This window comes from Acidovorax sp. 69 (assembly GCF_002797445.1).
Taxonomy (GTDB): Bacteria; Pseudomonadota; Gammaproteobacteria; order Burkholderiales; family Burkholderiaceae_C; genus Acidovorax.
In genome coordinates this window covers 3,524,521-3,539,826 of sequence record NZ_PGEP01000001.1, presented here as the reverse complement: position 1 = coordinate 3,539,826, position 15,306 = coordinate 3,524,521, and the positions used below count along the sequence as shown (strand labels likewise).

Annotated in this window: 15 protein-coding genes and 1 pseudogene; 4 read left to right on the top strand and 12 right to left on the bottom strand. The window is 63.2% G+C overall.

Annotated features, from left to right (window positions below):
• Position 1: 1 nt before the first annotated feature.
• A complete protein-coding gene (locus CLU85_RS16245; protein WP_100412595.1) occupies positions 2-382 on the bottom strand; it encodes a hypothetical protein in 381 nt (126 codons plus the stop codon).
• 74 nt (positions 383-456) lie between these two features.
• A complete protein-coding gene (gene rnk, locus CLU85_RS16240; RefSeq protein ID WP_100411165.1) occupies positions 457-870 on the bottom strand; it encodes a nucleoside diphosphate kinase regulator in 414 nt (137 codons plus the stop codon).
• Between the two features lie 338 nt (positions 871-1,208).
• Between rnk and CLU85_RS16235 the strand changes: the two genes are divergently transcribed.
• Entirely contained in the window at positions 1,209-2,411 is a 1,203-nt protein-coding gene (locus CLU85_RS16235; protein WP_100411164.1) for a PA0069 family radical SAM protein, read from the top strand.
• A 172-nt stretch (positions 2,412-2,583) separates the two neighbouring features.
• Here CLU85_RS16235 and CLU85_RS16230 read toward each other — a convergent pair whose 3' ends face one another.
• Entirely contained in the window at positions 2,584-3,633 is a 1,050-nt protein-coding gene (locus CLU85_RS16230) for a sodium-dependent bicarbonate transport family permease (protein WP_100411163.1), read from the bottom strand.
• 89 nt (positions 3,634-3,722) lie between these two features.
• Here CLU85_RS16230 and CLU85_RS16225 point away from each other — a divergent pair, with 89 nt between their 5' ends.
• From CLU85_RS16225 to CLU85_RS16220, 3 genes are all read left to right on the top strand, one after another.
• Entirely contained in the window at positions 3,723-4,622 is a 900-nt protein-coding gene (locus tag CLU85_RS16225; RefSeq protein WP_100411162.1) for a LysR family transcriptional regulator, read from the top strand.
• A gap of 217 nt (positions 4,623-4,839) precedes the next feature.
• Entirely contained in the window at positions 4,840-5,046 is a 207-nt protein-coding gene (locus CLU85_RS23035) for a hypothetical protein (RefSeq protein ID WP_232727844.1), read from the top strand.
• Between the two features lie 82 nt (positions 5,047-5,128).
• A complete protein-coding gene (locus CLU85_RS16220; RefSeq protein WP_100411161.1) occupies positions 5,129-5,905 on the top strand; it encodes an SDR family oxidoreductase in 777 nt (258 codons plus the stop codon).
• A gap of 180 nt (positions 5,906-6,085) precedes the next feature.
• Here CLU85_RS16220 and CLU85_RS16215 read toward each other — a convergent pair.
• The 9 genes and pseudogenes from CLU85_RS16215 to sdhD form a co-directional block, all read right to left on the bottom strand.
• Positions 6,086-7,842: pseudogene (locus CLU85_RS16215) on the bottom strand (phosphoethanolamine transferase).
• 46 nt (positions 7,843-7,888) lie between these two features.
• Positions 7,889-8,749 carry an S-formylglutathione hydrolase gene (gene fghA / locus CLU85_RS16210; RefSeq protein WP_100411160.1) on the bottom strand — a complete coding sequence of 287 codons (861 nt, stop codon included), beginning with the start codon at positions 8,747-8,749 and terminating at the stop codon, positions 7,889-7,891.
• A 140-nt stretch (positions 8,750-8,889) separates the two neighbouring features.
• Positions 8,890-10,005, bottom strand: a complete 1,116-nt coding sequence (locus tag CLU85_RS16205; protein WP_100411159.1) for an S-(hydroxymethyl)glutathione dehydrogenase/class III alcohol dehydrogenase — start codon at positions 10,003-10,005, stop codon at positions 8,890-8,892.
• A 52-nt stretch (positions 10,006-10,057) separates the two neighbouring features.
• Positions 10,058-10,324, bottom strand: coding sequence for a metal/formaldehyde-sensitive transcriptional repressor (locus tag CLU85_RS16200; protein ID WP_100412594.1), 267 nt, complete (start codon positions 10,322-10,324; stop codon positions 10,058-10,060).
• Positions 10,325-10,629: 305 nt separating this feature from the next.
• On the bottom strand, positions 10,630-11,940 hold the full coding sequence (locus CLU85_RS16195) for a citrate synthase (protein ID WP_100411158.1): 1,311 nt from the start codon (positions 11,938-11,940) through the stop codon (positions 10,630-10,632).
• A gap of 59 nt (positions 11,941-11,999) precedes the next feature.
• Entirely contained in the window at positions 12,000-12,326 is a 327-nt protein-coding gene (locus CLU85_RS16190; protein ID WP_100412593.1) for a succinate dehydrogenase assembly factor 2, read from the bottom strand.
• A 26-nt stretch (positions 12,327-12,352) separates the two neighbouring features.
• Positions 12,353-13,057: a succinate dehydrogenase iron-sulfur subunit gene (locus CLU85_RS16185; protein WP_100411157.1), complete on the bottom strand. Its 705-nt coding sequence runs from the start codon at positions 13,055-13,057 to the stop codon at positions 12,353-12,355.
• A 25-nt stretch (positions 13,058-13,082) separates the two neighbouring features.
• Positions 13,083-14,888: a succinate dehydrogenase flavoprotein subunit gene (gene sdhA / locus CLU85_RS16180; protein ID WP_100411156.1), complete on the bottom strand. Its 1,806-nt coding sequence runs from the start codon at positions 14,886-14,888 to the stop codon at positions 13,083-13,085.
• 25 nt (positions 14,889-14,913) lie between these two features.
• The gene (sdhD, locus tag CLU85_RS16175) at positions 14,914-15,279 is read right to left on the bottom strand and encodes a succinate dehydrogenase, hydrophobic membrane anchor protein (protein ID WP_100411155.1); all 366 of its coding nucleotides are present in this window, start codon (positions 15,277-15,279) and stop codon (positions 14,914-14,916) included.
• Positions 15,280-15,306: the final 27 nt, after the last annotated feature.

The following is a 15,306-nucleotide window of genomic DNA, read 5'->3' as shown; positions in this document are numbered from 1 at the left end:
TCTAGCCGAGCAGCTTGCGCTCGCGCCGCTTGCGCTGGCGGTCCAGGAACCAGGCCATGAAGGGCAGGATCAGCATCGAACCGGGGATCACCCAGATAAAAAGATAGGGACTGACCGACGACGCTGAGCGCATCACGCCGCGCAGATGGGTGCGTTCGTCGGCAGTCCAGTTGCCCTGGCGGCGCTGCTGCACCAGCCATACCACCGACCCTTTCATGGTGGCCATCTCCCGTTTGAGGCGGCTTTTTTCGCGGCTGTTGCCGGCCAGGAACGAGCAGAACCACTCGGGTGCCCGCTCCATGCGGCTCTGGAAGGCCAGGGTTGAGTCCGGGTCGAACGGGTCGATGGACGGGGGGAGGTCGGGCGGGCTCGGCGTGGTCATGGCGGCTGCCATTGTCACTGCTGGGGACCGCAACGCCAAGCGGCGTATTGCAGGCGGGCCCGGCAACGACAGCCTCAGCGGTGCAACTCGCCCGCGCTTTCGGGCTGGTACAGGATGTCCTTCACGCGCACGGTCATCGACTTGCCGCCCGGCCCTGGCCAAGCCAGTTCATCTCCCACTGACAACCCCAGCAGCGCGCTGCCCACCGGCGCAAAAATCGAGAGCCGGTCTGTGCTTCCGTCCATGTCGCGGGGGTAAACGAGCGTCAGGCAGAACTCCTTGCCAGTCTCCAGAATCGAGAACTGCACCGTGGAGTTCATGGTCACCACGTCGGGCGGAATGTCTTCGGGCGCCACCACGTCGGCGCGGTCCAGCTCGCCTTGCAACTCGGCCTTGCCCGGAAAAACGCTGGCGGGAATGGCTGCCAGCAGGGCTTCGATGCGGTCGATGTCCAGAGAAGACAGGGTGATCTGGGGCTTGCGCGCCATGGCGATACCTCGGTGGGATGTTGCAAAGGGCGCGACTGTAGACCATCGTGAATCTCGCACTGCCGCGCGAGGTCAATGGGGCCGTCGACCGACAGGGCCCCTCGGCGATACCGCCAGGGTTTTGGCATGCTGGCCTTGGTGCTCAGTCTCCCCGGAGATTGCGCGCCTTGATGCTGGTGCCTAGCCGCCTGCAGGGACGTTGTCGATCCCCCTGCGCGCCCAGTGCCGCACCAGACCGCTCCGTCTTCTCGCGGCCGTGCCAATCGGACAACATAACTGTATAAAAATACAGTATTCTGTGGATCTTGCCACCGACCTCCCATGAGTGTTTCGTTCCCATGCCGCGCCGATCCATCGACACCACCGACATCCCCCCAGCGCCCGAAGAAATCCGCATCCCCTTGCAGGCGGTGCGGGGGCGGGGCGCTGCCAGTGCCATGGCGCACCGGTTTTCCCGCGACGTGCGCGATCCGGTGGACGACGGCTGGGCCAGTCCGCACACCGGGCAGTGCCGCGCATCGGGCCTCCAGGAAGTCGATGAGGACGGTGGCGAGGGCGATGGTGGTGCCACCGCACTCGCCACGCGCGTGCATTTTGAAAACGTGCGCAGCGCCATCAGCGCCAACGATTCGCCCGACATCTCGTTCGACCTGTCGGTCAACCCCTACCGTGGGTGCGAGCACGGTTGTATTTACTGCTACGCAAGGCCCACGCACAGCTACCTCAACTTCTCGCCGGGGCTGGACTTTGAAACGCAGATCATTGCCAAGCGCAACATTGCCGACGTCCTGCGGCGCGAGCTGGGGGCGCCGCGGTATGCAGCCAAGCTCATCAACATCGGCTCCAACACCGACTGCTACCAGCCCGTTGAGCGCGACTTGCGGCTCACCCGCAGCCTCATTGAGGTGATGCGCGACGCACGCCACCCGTTCTCGCTCATCAGCAAATCCAGCGGGGTCGAGCGCGACCTTGACCTGTTGGCCCCACTCGCTGCGCAGCGGCTGGCCGCCGTGTACATCACCATCACCACGCTCGACCCGGCGCTGGCCCGCCGCATGGAGCCCCGTGCCGCAGCACCCCACCGGCGCCTGCGAACGATCCGCGCGCTGGCCGATGCGGGCGTGCCCGTGGGCGTGAGCGTGGCGCCGCAGATCCCGTTCATCACCGAAGACATGGAGCAGGTGCTGGCAGCCGCGCATGACGCCGGTGCCCGCAGCGCTTTCTACACCGTGCTGCGCCTGCCGTGGGAGCTGGACGCGCTGTTCCGCGAATGGTTGCAGGTGCACTACCCCCAGCGCGCAGCCCGTGTGATGGCGCGCGTGCAAGACCTGCACAACCTCTCAGACGCCCAGCGCGGCGCGGGCAAAACGTACCACAGCGACTTTGCCACCCGCATGAAAGGCAGCGGCCTGTGGGCCGACCTGGTGCGCCAGCGGTTTGCCACCACCTGCCGCAAGCTGGGGCTGAATCGCGAACGGATGGAGCTGGATCTGTCGCAGTTTCGGCCCGGGTTGCTGCGGGGCCAGAGCAGTTTGTTTTGATGTGCGGGGCATGACCCTTGGGAGCGTTTACGTCCTCCCGCTGGGAAAATATGGGTCACATCGCCTGAGGTGCTTGCGGATAAAGCGCAAATAGCTATCAAAAAAATAGCAAAATCATGGCTCCCGCGTCTGCTCCGCGGCATGACAGACCCAGCGCTGGGCATCGTCTCCCCTACACGCCCCACAGCCGCTGCACCACCTGCGTGTACAGAGGAATCCCCAGCACGATGTTCAGCGGAAACGTCAGCCCCAGCGACAGGCTGACATACAGCGATGGATCGGCCTCGGGGATGGCGTAGCGGACGACAGCCGGCACCGCGATGTACGACGCGCTGGCTGCCAGCACCACCAGCAGCACCGCGTCGCCCGCAGGGACTTGAGCCATCCACGCCAGCCCCAGCGCGAGACTGGCGTGCACCAGGGGCCCCAGCACTGCATACGCCAACAGCCACGGCGACTGCTTGCGCACGGCCGGCAGGTTGCGCGCGGTGGCAAGCCCCATGTCCAGCAGGAAAAGACACAACATGCCCTTGAACAAGTCGCCCGAAAAGGGCTGCATTGCTGCCTTGCCCGCATCGCCGGTGACGAGGCCAATCACCATGGCGCCCAACAGCAGCAGTTGCGTTCCGTCGGTGAACGATTCATGCAGGATCTTGCCGATCGACAGTCCTGGTCCGCCGGGTCCTGCACGCGGTGCTGGCATTGCCCCGCCGCCAGTGCCCGGCATCGCCATGGCCAACACCGGCGCTGCCGCAGGTGTTGCGGCTGCAGCCAGCCGCTGGCGCTGCGCGTTGGCCAGCATCACCGCCAGGATGATGGCGGGCGACTCCATCAGCGCCATCGCCGCTGCCATGTAGCCGCCGTAGGCAATGTGCTGCGACTCCAGATATTGCGTGGCAGTCACAAACGTCACTGCACTGACCGAGCCATACGTCGCCGCCACCGCTGCCGCGTCAAAGCCTGACAAAAACCGCCTCAGCAGCGCAAAGCCCACCAGGGGCACCACTACCGCCAGCAGCACGGCCAAACCCAGGCTGCTGACCACGCTGGGCGTCATGCCCGAGGCCGCCAGCGCAAACCCGCCTTTGAGGCCCAGCGCCATCAGCAGGTAAATGGACAAAAATTTCGAGATGGCTACAGGCATCTCGAGGTTTGATCGCACCAGGCATGCAAACACCCCCAGGGCAAAAAACAAAATCGCAGGGTCCAGCAGGCTTTGCATCGTTCAACTCCTTGTTGGGGCCCGATGCTAGGGGTGGCCATCTGCAAAGTAAAATCGATTCGAATGCGACTACCTATAGATAAAAATCTATGAACATTACCTTTCGCCAGCTGCGCCTCTTTTTGGCGCTGGCCGAAACCGGCAGTGTGAGCGCCGCCGCCAAGGTCATGCATGTGACCCAGCCCACTGCCTCCATGCAGCTGCGAGAAGTAACGCTGGCCGTGGGCCTGCCGCTGTATGAAGTCGTTTCGCGCCGCGTGCACCTCACCGATGCCGGGCACGCCCTGGCCCGCACTGCGCGTGCCGTCGCTGGCGAGTGGGATGCGTTTGAGCAGCGCATCTCTGGCACCAAAGGCCTCACCAGCGGGCGGCTCAAGGTCGCCGTGGTGAGCACCGCCAAATACTTTGTGCCACGCTTGCTGGGCAGCTTCTGCAAGCTGCACCCGCAGATTGATATCTCGCTGGAGGTGCTCAATCGCGACCATGTCATCACGCGCCTGCGCAGCAATCTGGACGACCTTTACGTGATGTCGATGCCGCCCGCTGACTTGCCGCTGGAGGATCACATCCTCATGCCCAACCCGCTGGTGGTTGTGGTCCCTGCAGGCCATAAGCTCGCCGCCAAAAAGCGCGTCCAACTCGATCAATTGCAGGCCGAGCGCTTCATCCTGCGCGAAAAAGGCTCAGGCACCCGCATGGCCACCGACGCTCACCTGAGCCAGATGGGCTTTGCCCCCGGCGCTATGCTGGAGCTGGGCAGCAACGAAGCCATCAAAGAGTCGGTAGAAGGCCAATTGGGCGTGTCCATCGTCTCGCGCCACGCGTTGGGCGCCCACCACGAGGGTCTTGCCATCCTCAACGTGCAAGGCTTTCCCATCCAGTCGCAGTGGCATCTGGTCTGGCCCAAAGGCAAACAGCTGTCGCCCATTGCGCAAGTGTTTCGGGAGCATTTGATGGGGGAGGCTCAGGGCTGGATGGTGGCACGTTGATTCCGTGGCTGTCGCTGCAGGGGTGCAGATGTGTTGACGGATGGGTGCCCCCGCACACGCAAGCCTCGCCAAGGCTGTTCGACAATGCACGCGCCTATCATCAGCCCACTGCTTTCAGGTCGCAACGACCGTGGCCCCCCCACACCCGCTGCGTTGAATGGACCCAAAATCCTTCGGATGCGCGGCCCTTCTGAAGCCGATGTACCCATTCCACCCCATGCAGCCCGTCAAGCTAACGTCCACCAACTGCTGCAGTTTCTGCGGCGCGACCAGCTACCACCGCGTGGTTGCGCGGGATGCTGCGGGAGTCATGCGCTACGCTGAGAGGCTGCGCTGCATGGGCTGCACCCGCGAATTCCCCAGCCTGAACGCCTGGCGTGGGACCCGCCCCGAGGTCGATGCAACCCCTGCCGCGACCCCCTGATCGATACTGTGCTTCATGGCACGTTGGCGAAGCGGTGCCGCAAGTCTCAACCTCTCTGCGTATGACATCAGGAACCATTTGAATGAACACACCCGTGAAAACCCAGAAAGTAGCCGTTGTCACCGGCGCCGGCTCTGGCATTGGCAAGGCGGTCGCACTCGCCTTGGCCGGCGACGGCTATTGTGTGGTTCTGGCGGGGCGCCGCGCTGCACTTCTGGAGGAAGTGAGCGCGCAAGCCCAAACCCTTTCGGGTGCTGCCGAGCGCTTGCTGTGTGTGCCCACCGATGTGTGCGATGCGGCTGCGGTAGAAAGCCTGTTTGCACAAGCGGTTGCCCGTTTTGGGCGCGTGGATCTGTTGTTCAACAATGCAGGTCGGGGCAACCCACCCGGCTCCTTTCTGGACTGGACGCCGCAGCAGTGGCGCGAAGTGGTGGATGTGAACCTGAACGGCATGTTCTATTGCCTTCAGCAGGCCTTCCGGGTCATGCGCGATCAGAGTCCGCAGGGCGGTCGTGTCATCAACAACGGCTCGATTTCTGCACACGCACCCCGACCCAACTCGGCCGCCTACACCGCCACCAAACATGCCGTGATGGGGTTGACCAAAACCGCCGCCCTCGACGGGCGTGCGTTCAACATCGCAGTCGGTCAGATTGATATCGGCAATGCCATGACAGACCTGGCATCGCGCATGGCCAAGGGTGTACCGCAGGCCAACGGAGAAGTGGCCATCGAGCCCCTGATGGATGCAAACATCGTGGCGCAGTCGGTGCTGTACATGGCCAACCTGCCTCTGGAAGCCAATGTGCTGTTCCACACCGTCATGGCGACCAGGATGCCGTTTGTGGGGCGAGGGTGACAAGTACCCGGGCGACCGGCGGCCCTGGCCATTGCCGGGTGCGCAGGGCCATCAGCCGGGTCTGAACGGGGTACCGCGCTATGGGGTTGCGCTCGGGCTCTGGTGGGGCCCATGCGCTGGCCCAAAGCGCCCAGCGCGGCCTGGCTCACTGGCGGACCGACCCGCTGGTGCCGCCCCGTTTTACCCTTTTGGCGCTGTCGTGGGCGAAGGGCTCGCCAACTTGGCGGGCGTGGCGTTGCGGCAGGGGGCGAACATGTCCAGCTCGGGGTTGTAGGCGCTCGTTGTGACATCCATCAAACCCAGTACCGAATGGAAGTAGTGGTCGTGGGTGATGCGCCGGTCTGCCAGGTCTTTTTGGAGGCAACCGGTGGTGGTTTGCGTGCGCGCTTGCATGGCGGGCGATAGCCAGGTGATCCAGGGCACATGTTTTTGCACGTCGGGTGCCACGGCATAAGGCAGCCCATGCAGGTAGATGTTTTTTTCACCCAGGGATTCACCGTGGTCTGCTACGTAAATCATAGCTGTCTGCGCTTGATTTTCATGCGCTGTCAGCCATTTGAGCACTGAATCCAGGAACTGATCCGTTTCGACGATGCTGTTGTCGTAGGCGTTCACCACTTGCTGACGCTCGCATTCCTGCAATGACGTGGAAGTGCATTCGGGGCCAAATTTCTTGTTCTCGGGGCGGAGCGTTTGTAGTACGCGGGGCCATGGCTACCCATCTGGTGAAGTACCACGACGGTGCCGCGCTGGCGTTGTTCGGGAGAGAGGGCTGCGATCTGGGCATCCAGGTCCTTGAGCATCACACGGTCCAGGCACTCGCTGCCCGCGCACAGCACGGGGTCCTTCAGGGCCGTGGTGCTGGTCTCGCCCACGCGGTCGCATACGCCTTTGCAGCCGGACTGGTTGTCCACCCACAGCACACCCAGGCCTGCATGGTGCAGCACGTCGATCAGGCTTTCGAAATTGGCCGATCGCCCTTCATAGCCCGTGCGCCCCAGGTGCGAGAACATGCAGGGCACCGATGCCGCGGTGCTGGTGCCGCAGGACCAGGCGTTGCGGGCGCTCACGAGGTCTTGGCTGCGTGCGGACAGCAGGGGCGTTGTCGCGCGCTCGTAGCCGTTGATGCCAAAGTTGCCGCTGCGGCCGGTTTCGCCCAGCACCAGCACCAGCAGTGGGGGTTTGGCCTGGCCCGTGTAGCTGGCACCCAACTGGGCATCGCGGCCCAGGGGGAGCAGCTGGGTGGTGTCCATGCGCAGCGGCTTGGTGGCGATGTTACCCAGCGCATAAACGCTGTTGAGCGGATTGATCAGGTAGCGCAGCTTGGTGTGGTTGCGCATGGTGGAGGCGAAGTCCTGAAACACCAGCAGCAGGCATACCACCATGACGGCCATGGAGCCCGCCAGCAGCAGGCCGTTGTGCGCCACATGGCGCAGCGCGCTCAGGCGCAGCACCGGGCGCCGGTACAGCCACAGCAGGGGCGGTGCGGCCAGCACCAGCACGGTGCCCAGCATGCGCACGTTCAGAAGATCCCCTGCCTCTTTCACATCGGTCTGCATCACGTTGACCAGCATGCTGGCGTCGATCGCAATGCCGTATGCGAGCATGAAATAGGCGCCAAATGCCGCCATCAGCACCAGCACAAGCACCACGGGCTTGAGTGTCCAGCGCCAGGCCAGCAGGCTCAGCAGGGCCGCGTTGCCTGCCGCAACAATGGCTGCAAAGGCCAGCGCGAAGCCCCAGCCGCGCAGGCTGCCCTGACCGGGCAATTGGGCCACTTCCTGCCACAGCGGCACATTGCAGGCGGTGGCCAGCCAGGTGCTGACAAGCACCACGACCCACGCGGGGTGCAGCGGACGGGGTGGTTGAGAGGCTGGCTGAGGCTCCACGCGGGGAGCAAAGGCGAAGGGCAGCAGGTGCCGCAGAGTCAAAAGCATGGCGGGCAGTGTGACGCCCGATGCTTAAGATCGCATTAATAATCTGTCAGAGACCTTGTGCATGGTGGGCCAAATGGTCTGCCATGAAGCTCTGTATGAAGTAGTAGCCGTGGTCATATCCCGCATGGCGCCGCAGCGTAAGCGGCTGGCCGATGTGAGCGCAGGCTTCTTCGAACAACTGCGGGTGCAACTGGTCGGCCAGGAATTTGTCGGCCAGACCCTGGTCGATCAGGATGCCTGCCGGGTAGGGCGCGATGGGCTGGTGCTGCATCAACGCCGTGGCATCGTGCTCCAGCCAGGCTGAGCGGTCGGGGCCGAGGTAGCCGGTGAAGGCCTTCTCGCCCCAGGGGCACTGGGTGGGGGCGCAGATAGGGGCAAAGGCAGAGACCGTCTTGAATCGTCCGGGGTGCCGCAGCGCCAGGGTGAGGGCGCCATGTCCGCCCATGGAATGGCCGAAGATGCCCAGGCGCTCTGGGGCGATGGGCAGATGCTGTTGCACCAGCGGCAGCAGTTCCTGAATCAGGTAGCTTTCCATGCGCCAATGTGCGCGCCACGGCGCCTGAGTGGCATCGAGGTAGAAGCCCGCACCCACGCCGAAATCCCAGCTGGCGGTAGCGCCTTCGAGGGCTTCCACCGCTGCACCGCGCGGGCTGGTGTCTGGCGCGATGAGGGCCAGGCCCCGCTCCGACGCCAGGCGCTGGGCGCCCGCTTTGGTCATGAAGGTTTCCTCCGTGCAGGTCAGGCCCGCCAGGTAGAGCAGCGCGGGCACAGGGCCCTGGCTCGCCTGGGGCGGCAGATACACCGAGAACTTCATCGGCAGGCCAATGGCGGTGGAGTCGTGGCGATAGAAGCGCTGCTCGCCGCCAAAACAAGCGTGGCTGCTCAAAAGTTCGATCACATCGGACATGGAGAAATTGCTCCTGAAATAATAGCTGTCAGCGCTTTATGTGAAAGCACTACGGGCATTTTTGGCTATGCAGCGCTTTGACCGAAAGGAGGGCAGTGGGCGCGGGCGGGAGGATGACCCCGCACTGCACCTGCCCCCCGTCAGGCGGCGTACTTGACGACTGAGCGGATGGACTTGCCTTCGTGCATCAGATCAAACGCTTCGTTGATGTCCTTGAGGCCCATGGTGTGGGTCACAAAGGGTTCGAGCTGGATCTTGCCCGCCATCGCATCCTCGACTATGCCAGGCAGCTCGCTGCGGCCTTTGACGCCACCAAACGCCGTGCCCATCCACTTGCGGCCGGTGACCAGCTGGAACGGGCGGGTCGAGATCTCTTGCCCCGCGCCGGCCACCCCGATGATGACCGACTGGCCCCAGCCGCGGTGCGCGCATTCGAGCGCGGCGCGCATGACGTTGGTGTTGCCAATGCACTCGAAGCTGTGGTCCACGCCCCAGGTGGTCATTTCCACAATGACCTGCTGGATGGGCTTGTCGAAGTCTTTGGGGTTCACGCAGTCGGTGGCGCCAAAGGTGCGCGCCAGGTCGAACTTGCTGGGGTTGGTGTCCACGGCAATGATGCGCCCTGCCTTGGCGATTTTGGCGCCCTGGATCACGGCCAGGCCGATGCCGCCCAGGCCAAACACGGCCACGGTGTCGCCCTCCTGCACCTTGGCGGTGTTCTTCACGGCGCCCAGGCCCGTGGTCACGCCACAGCCCAGCAGGCAGACCTGCTCGGGGTTGGCGTTGGGGTTGACCTTGGCGAGCGAGACCTCCGCCACCACGGTGTATTCGCTGAACGTACTGCAGCCCATGTAGTGGTAGATGGGCTGGCCGTTGTAGCTGAAACGGGTGGTGCCGTCGGGCATCACGCCCTTGCCCTGGGTGGCGCGCACGGCCACGCACAGGTTGGTCTTGCCGCTTTTGCAGAACAGGCATTCGCCGCATTCGGCGGTGTAGAGCGGGATGACGTGATCGCCGGGCTTGACGCTGGTCACGCCTTCACCCACCTCCACCACGATGCCGGCGCCCTCGTGGCCCAGTACCACAGGGAACAGGCCTTCGGGATCATCACCGCTGAGCGTGAAGGCGTCGGTGTGGCAGACACCGGTGTCGGTGATACGGATCAGCACTTCGCCCTTTTGGGGCGGGGCCACGTCGATTTCGACGATCTGCAGGGGTTCTCCGGCTTTGAAGGCAACGGCGGCGCGGGATTTCATGGGGGGCTCCTTGGGGCTAAGGGGGATTGGGGTTCGGGGACCCATCAATGGGTTATTTCAGGTACGACCGCAACAGCGCCAGTGTTTCATCTACAGCCTGCTGCGACGGAGCGGGCTTTTCGGCCAGGGTTTCGCGCACATGGCTGTCCAGCAGGTCGGCCATCAGTCCATGCACGGCGCCCCGCATGGCGGCCAGCTGTTGCAGGATGGGGGCGCATTCGCTGCCCGCTTCGACCGCACGCTCCAGCGCCTCGGCCTGGCCTTTGATGCGGCGCAGGCGTGTGATGGCGCGTTGCTTGTCTTCGACGGAGTGGGGCATGGACAGGACCGGTGGCAGGCGGTGGTGGCAGTCGGTGCCAAGGTTGATGGGTTGTACTGGGGTGCAGTATAAAACCATAGCGCTTATGGATAAGGCGCTATGGCCGATAAACACCCATTTACTAGGGGTAGTATCAGCTAGAGGGGCCATCAGCCCCTGATCTTGGGCCGCCTTCCGTTGTTGGCCGCCTGGGCACTGATGTGCCAGTGCCAGTCGCTCGCCTTGGGTCGAACCGCCATGAAAAAAGCCCGCAGGCACTGCCTGCGGGCTTTGAGGGTTGGGGACGGCGCGGGGCGCCGTACCGATCAACGGTTGGCCAGGGGAGGCACGTCGCGGCGCACGGAGCCGGTGAACAGCTGGCGTGGACGGCCGATCTTGTACTCGGGGTCGCCGATCATTTCGTTCAGCTGGGCGATCCAGCCCACGGTGCGGGCCAGGCTGAAGATGCCGGTGAACAGGTTCACCGGGATGCCGATGGCGCGCTGCACGATGCCGGAGTAGAAGTCCACGTTCGGGTAGAGCTTGCGCTGCACGAAGTAGTCGTCTTCCAGGGCGATCTTTTCCAGTTCCTTGGCCAGCTTGAACAGCGGGTCATTTTCCAGGCCCAGTTCAGCCAGCACTTCGTTGCAAGTCTCTTGCATGAGCTTGGCGCGCGGGTCGTAGTTCTTGTACACGCGGTGGCCAAAGCCCATCAGCTTGACGCCGGAGTTCTTGTCCTTGACCTGCTTGATGAACTCACCGATCTTTTCCACGCCGCCCTGGGCCTGGATGTCGTACAGCATGTTCAGCGCAGCTTCGTTGGCGCCACCGTGGGCAGGGCCCCACAGGCAGGCCACGCCCGCAGCGATGGCTGCAAACGGGTTGGTGCCCGACGAACCGCACAGGCGCACGGTGGAGGTCGAGGCGTTCTGCTCGTGGTCTGCATGCAAGATGAAGATACGGTCGAGCGCGCGTTCCAGCACGGGGTTGACCTTGTACTCTTCGCACGGCGTGCCGAACATCATGCGCAGGAAGTTGCCTGCGTAAGAGAGGTTGTTCTGCGGGTACATGTAGGGCTGGCCCATGCCGTACTTGTACGACATGGCCACCAGTGTCGGCAGCTTGGCAATCAGGCGGATCGCCGAGATGTCGCGGTGCTGAGGGTTGTTGATGTCCGTGCTGTCATGGTAGAAGGCCGACAGGGCGCCCACCAGGCCGGTCAGAACCGCCATGGGGTGCGCGTCGCGGCGGAAGCCACGCAGGAAGAACTGCATCTGCTCGTTGACCATGGTGTGGTTGGTCACGCGGCTGGTGAAGTCGGTCTTTTGCGCTTCGTTGGGCAGGTCACCGTACAGCAACAGGTGGCAGGTTTCCAGGAAGTCGCAGTTCTGGGCCAACTGCTCAATGGGGTAGCCGCGGTACAGCAGTTCGCCCTTGTCGCCATCAATGTAGGTGATGGCCGACTGGGTGGCAGCCGTCGACAGGAAGCCCGGGTCATAGGTGAACATGCCCGTCTGCGCATACAGCTTGCGGATGTCGATGACATCCGGGCCAATGGTGCCCTGGTAGACCGGCAGGTCCACGCTGGGGCTGCCATTGCTGAAGGACAGGGTGGCTTTGTTGTCAGCTAGCTTCATTGTTACTTTCCTTGGGTAGGTTGCCGATATTGATCCGGTCTTGAGGCGTGGCCGCCACGTCAGGCTTGAAGCGCCATGGCGCCACTGCCTTGTCGCAGCATGCCAAGCACTTCGCGCGCTTCTTCTGTGTCTTGCTCACCTGCGGGCTCGCGCCTTCGCAGCAGCAGGTCCAGGAGGTCGTTGTCCGCCAAATCCATCAGTGCGCGCATGCCCTGCGCATGCCGCTGGGTCAGCGTCGATTCGTAGCGGGTAAAGAACTGTTCGATGAACAGATCGTTCTCCAGCAGGCCGCGCCGGCAGCGCCAGTGCAGCTTGCTCAACTCACGCTCGTCCAGCAGCGGTGAGGCCGCGGCTGGCGTGACGGATGTGGGGGACTGTGATGGCATGGCCTGCACCGTGGGAGGATTCACGGTCAGATGGCGCGACGCACCATCAGTTCCTTGATCTTGCCAATGGCCTTGGTAGGGTTCAGGCCCTTGGGGCACACGTCCACGCAGTTCATGATGGTGTGGCAACGGAAGAGGCGGTAGGGGTCTTCCAGGTTGTCCAGGCGTTCGGCTGTGGCGTCGTCGCGGCTATCGGCGATGAAGCGATACGCCTGCAGCAAACCGGCGGGGCCCACGAACTTGTCGGGGTTCCACCAGAAGCTGGGGCAGCTCGTGGAGCAGCTGGCGCACAGAATGCACTCGTACAGGCCGTTCAGTTCGTCGCGCTCTTCGGGGCTTTGCAGGCGTTCTTTCTCGGGAAGCAGGCCTTCGTTGATCAGGTACGGCTTGATCGAGTTGTACTGCTTGAAGAACTGCGTCATGTCCACGATCAGGTCGCGGATCACGGGCAGGCCCGGCAGCGGCTTGAGCGTGATCACGCCCTTGAGCGTGTTCATGTTGGTCAGGCACGCCAGGCCATTTTTGCCGTTGATGTTCATGGCGTCCGAACCACACACGCCTTCGCGGCAGGAGCGGCGGAACGACAGCGTGGGGTCTTGTTCCTTGAGTTTGACCAGGGCATCCAGCAGCATGCGTTCGTGGCCGTCGAGTTCGATCTCGATGGTCTGCATGTAGGGCTTGGCGTCCTTGTCCGGATCGTAGCGGTAGATTTGGAATGTGCGCTTTTGCATGGTTCTGCTCTCGTGGGGCTACTGTTTAGAACGTCCGGACCTTGGGTGGAACGCTGTCCACCGTCAGGGGCTTGAGGTTCACCGGCTTGTAGGTCAGGCTGTTGTTGGCGCTGTGCCAGAGGGTGTGTTTCATCCACTCGGCGTCGTTGCGGCCCAGCGGCGCCGTGGGGTGGTCTGCAGGCTGCTCGTAGTCGTACACCGTGTGGGCGCCACGGCATTCCTTGCGGGCTGCGGCAGACACCATGGTGGCTTGCGCCACTTCGATCAGGTTGTCGACTTCCAGTGCTTCGATGCGCGCGGTGTTGAATACCTTGGACTTGTCTTGCAGGGTGATGCCCGACACGCGGCTGCGCAGTTCGGCAATCTTCTTGACGCCTTCGTCCATGCTGACCTGGGTGCGGAACACGCCAGCGTGTTGCTGCATGGCCGAGCGGATGTCGCCAGCCAAGGTCTGCGAGTAGGTGCCGCCTGCGGAGTTGTCGAGCTGATTCAAGCGTTCCAGTGTGCGGTCAGCTGCATCGGCTGGCAGGGGCTTGTGCTCCTTGTTCTTGTTGTTGAACTCGACGATGTGGCGACCGGCGGCCTTGCCAAACACCAGCAGATCCAGCAGCGAGTTGGTGCCCAGGCGGTTGGCGCCGTGCACGCTCACGCAGGAGCATTCGCCCACCGCATACAGGCCGTTGACGACCTTGTTGCTGGTGCCGTCGTGGGTCACGACCTGGCCGTTGATGTTGGTCGGTACGCCACCCATCTGGTAGTGGATGGTGGGCACCACAGGGATGGGTTCCTTGGTGATGTCCACGTTGGCGAAGTTGACGCCGATTTCGTACACCGAGGGCAGGCGCTTGTGGATCGTTTCTGCGCCCAGGTGGTCGAGCTTGAGCAGCACGTAGTCCTTGTTGGGACCGCAGCCTCGGCCTTCCTTGATTTCCTGGTCCATCGAGCGGGACACGAAGTCACGCGGAGCCAGATCCTTCAGGGTAGGCGCATAGCGCTCCATGAAACGTTCTCCATTGCTGTTGAGCAGGATGGCGCCTTCGCCGCGGCAACCTTCGGTCAGCAGCACGCCTGCACCCGCCACTCCGGTGGGGTGGAACTGCCAGAATTCCATGTCCTGCAGCGGGATGCCGGCACGTGCCGCCATGCCCAGGCCGTCGCCGGTGTTGATGAAGGCGTTGGTGGAGGCGGCGAAGATGCGGCCGGCGCCACCGGTGGCCAGCAGCACCGTCTTGGCTTCCAGGATGTACAGGTCACCGGTTTCCATTTCCAGGGCGGTCACGCCCACTACGTCGCCGTCGGCGTCGCGGATCAGGTCCAGAGCCATCCACTCCACAAAGAAGTTGGTCTTGGCCTTGACGTTCTGCTGGTACAGCGTGTGCAGCATGGCGTGGCCGGTGCGGTCCGCTGCGGCGCAAGCGCGTTGCACGGGCTTTTCGCCGTAGTTGGCGGTGTGGCCACCAAACGGACGCTGGTAAATCGTGCCGTCGGGGTTGCGGTCGAACGGCATGCCGAAGTGTTCCAGCTCATACACCACGTTGGGTGCTTCGCGGCACATGAACTCGATGGCATCCTGGTCGCCCAGCCAGTCCGAACCCTTGATGGTGTCGTAGAAGTGGTAGTGCCAGTTGTCCTCGGACATGTTGCCCAGCGATGCGCTCACGCCGCCTTGTGCTGCCACGGTGTGCGAGCGGGTGGGGAACACTTTGGACAGCGAGGCCACGTTCAGGCCCGCGCGGGAGAGTTCAAGCGCGGCACGCATGCCGGAGCCGCCTGCGCCGACGATGACGACATCGAACTTGCGCTTGGTGATGTTAGCGTTGGTATAGCTCATTATTTTTTGCCTTCAGTCGCGGGAATCAGAGACGCCACAGAACCTGGATGCCCCAGCCAGCGCAGCTGACCAGCCAGACGATGCTGAACACTTGGAGTGCCAGGCGCAGGACCACGGGCTTGACGTAGTCCATCAAGACTTCGCGAAGACCGATCCATGCGTGCCAGGCCAGCGAAATGATCACGGAGAAGGTCAGTACCTTCATCCATTGGGCCGAAAAGATGCCGGCCCATTTGTCGTAGCCGATGGGGCCTTTGCTGAAGATCACCTGGGCCAGCAAGGCCAGGGTGAACAGTGCCATCAGGATGGCTGTCACACGCTGGCTCAGCCAGTCGCGCAGGCCGTAGTGGGCGCCGACGACGACGCGTTTGGAACCGTAATTGACGGACATGGGTAGTTTCCTCTCGTTCTTTGGCGG

What these genes read in the sequence shown, in the direction of transcription:
- CLU85_RS16195 (WP_100411158.1), bottom strand. Translation starts at nt 11,940, where the DNA reads ATGAAGCTAGCTGACAACAAAGCCACCCTGTCCTTCAGCAATGGCAGC.
- CLU85_RS16235 (WP_100411164.1), top strand. Translation starts at nt 1,209, where the DNA reads ATGCCGCGCCGATCCATCGACACCACCGACATCCCCCCAGCGCCCGAA.
- CLU85_RS16190 (WP_100412593.1), bottom strand. Translation starts at nt 12,326, where the DNA reads ATGCCATCACAGTCCCCCACATCCGTCACGCCAGCCGCGGCCTCACCG.
- sdhD (WP_100411155.1), bottom strand. Translation starts at nt 15,279, where the DNA reads ATGTCCGTCAATTACGGTTCCAAACGCGTCGTCGTCGGCGCCCACTAC.
- CLU85_RS16220 (WP_100411161.1), top strand. Translation starts at nt 5,129, where the DNA reads ATGAACACACCCGTGAAAACCCAGAAAGTAGCCGTTGTCACCGGCGCC.
- CLU85_RS16185 (WP_100411157.1), bottom strand. Translation starts at nt 13,057, where the DNA reads ATGCAAAAGCGCACATTCCAAATCTACCGCTACGATCCGGACAAGGAC.
- CLU85_RS16230 (WP_100411163.1), bottom strand. Translation starts at nt 3,633, where the DNA reads ATGCAAAGCCTGCTGGACCCTGCGATTTTGTTTTTTGCCCTGGGGGTG.
- CLU85_RS23035 (WP_232727844.1), top strand. Translation starts at nt 4,840, where the DNA reads ATGCAGCCCGTCAAGCTAACGTCCACCAACTGCTGCAGTTTCTGCGGC.
- CLU85_RS16205 (WP_100411159.1), bottom strand. Translation starts at nt 10,005, where the DNA reads ATGAAATCCCGCGCCGCCGTTGCCTTCAAAGCCGGAGAACCCCTGCAG.
- fghA (WP_100411160.1), bottom strand. Translation starts at nt 8,749, where the DNA reads ATGTCCGATGTGATCGAACTTTTGAGCAGCCACGCTTGTTTTGGCGGC.
- rnk (WP_100411165.1), bottom strand. Translation starts at nt 870, where the DNA reads ATGGCGCGCAAGCCCCAGATCACCCTGTCTTCTCTGGACATCGACCGC.
- sdhA (WP_100411156.1), bottom strand. Translation starts at nt 14,888, where the DNA reads ATGAGCTATACCAACGCTAACATCACCAAGCGCAAGTTCGATGTCGTC.
- CLU85_RS16200 (WP_100412594.1), bottom strand. Translation starts at nt 10,324, where the DNA reads ATGCCCCACTCCGTCGAAGACAAGCAACGCGCCATCACACGCCTGCGC.
- CLU85_RS16245 (WP_100412595.1), bottom strand. Translation starts at nt 382, where the DNA reads ATGACCACGCCGAGCCCGCCCGACCTCCCCCCGTCCATCGACCCGTTC.
- CLU85_RS16225 (WP_100411162.1), top strand. Translation starts at nt 3,723, where the DNA reads ATGAACATTACCTTTCGCCAGCTGCGCCTCTTTTTGGCGCTGGCCGAA.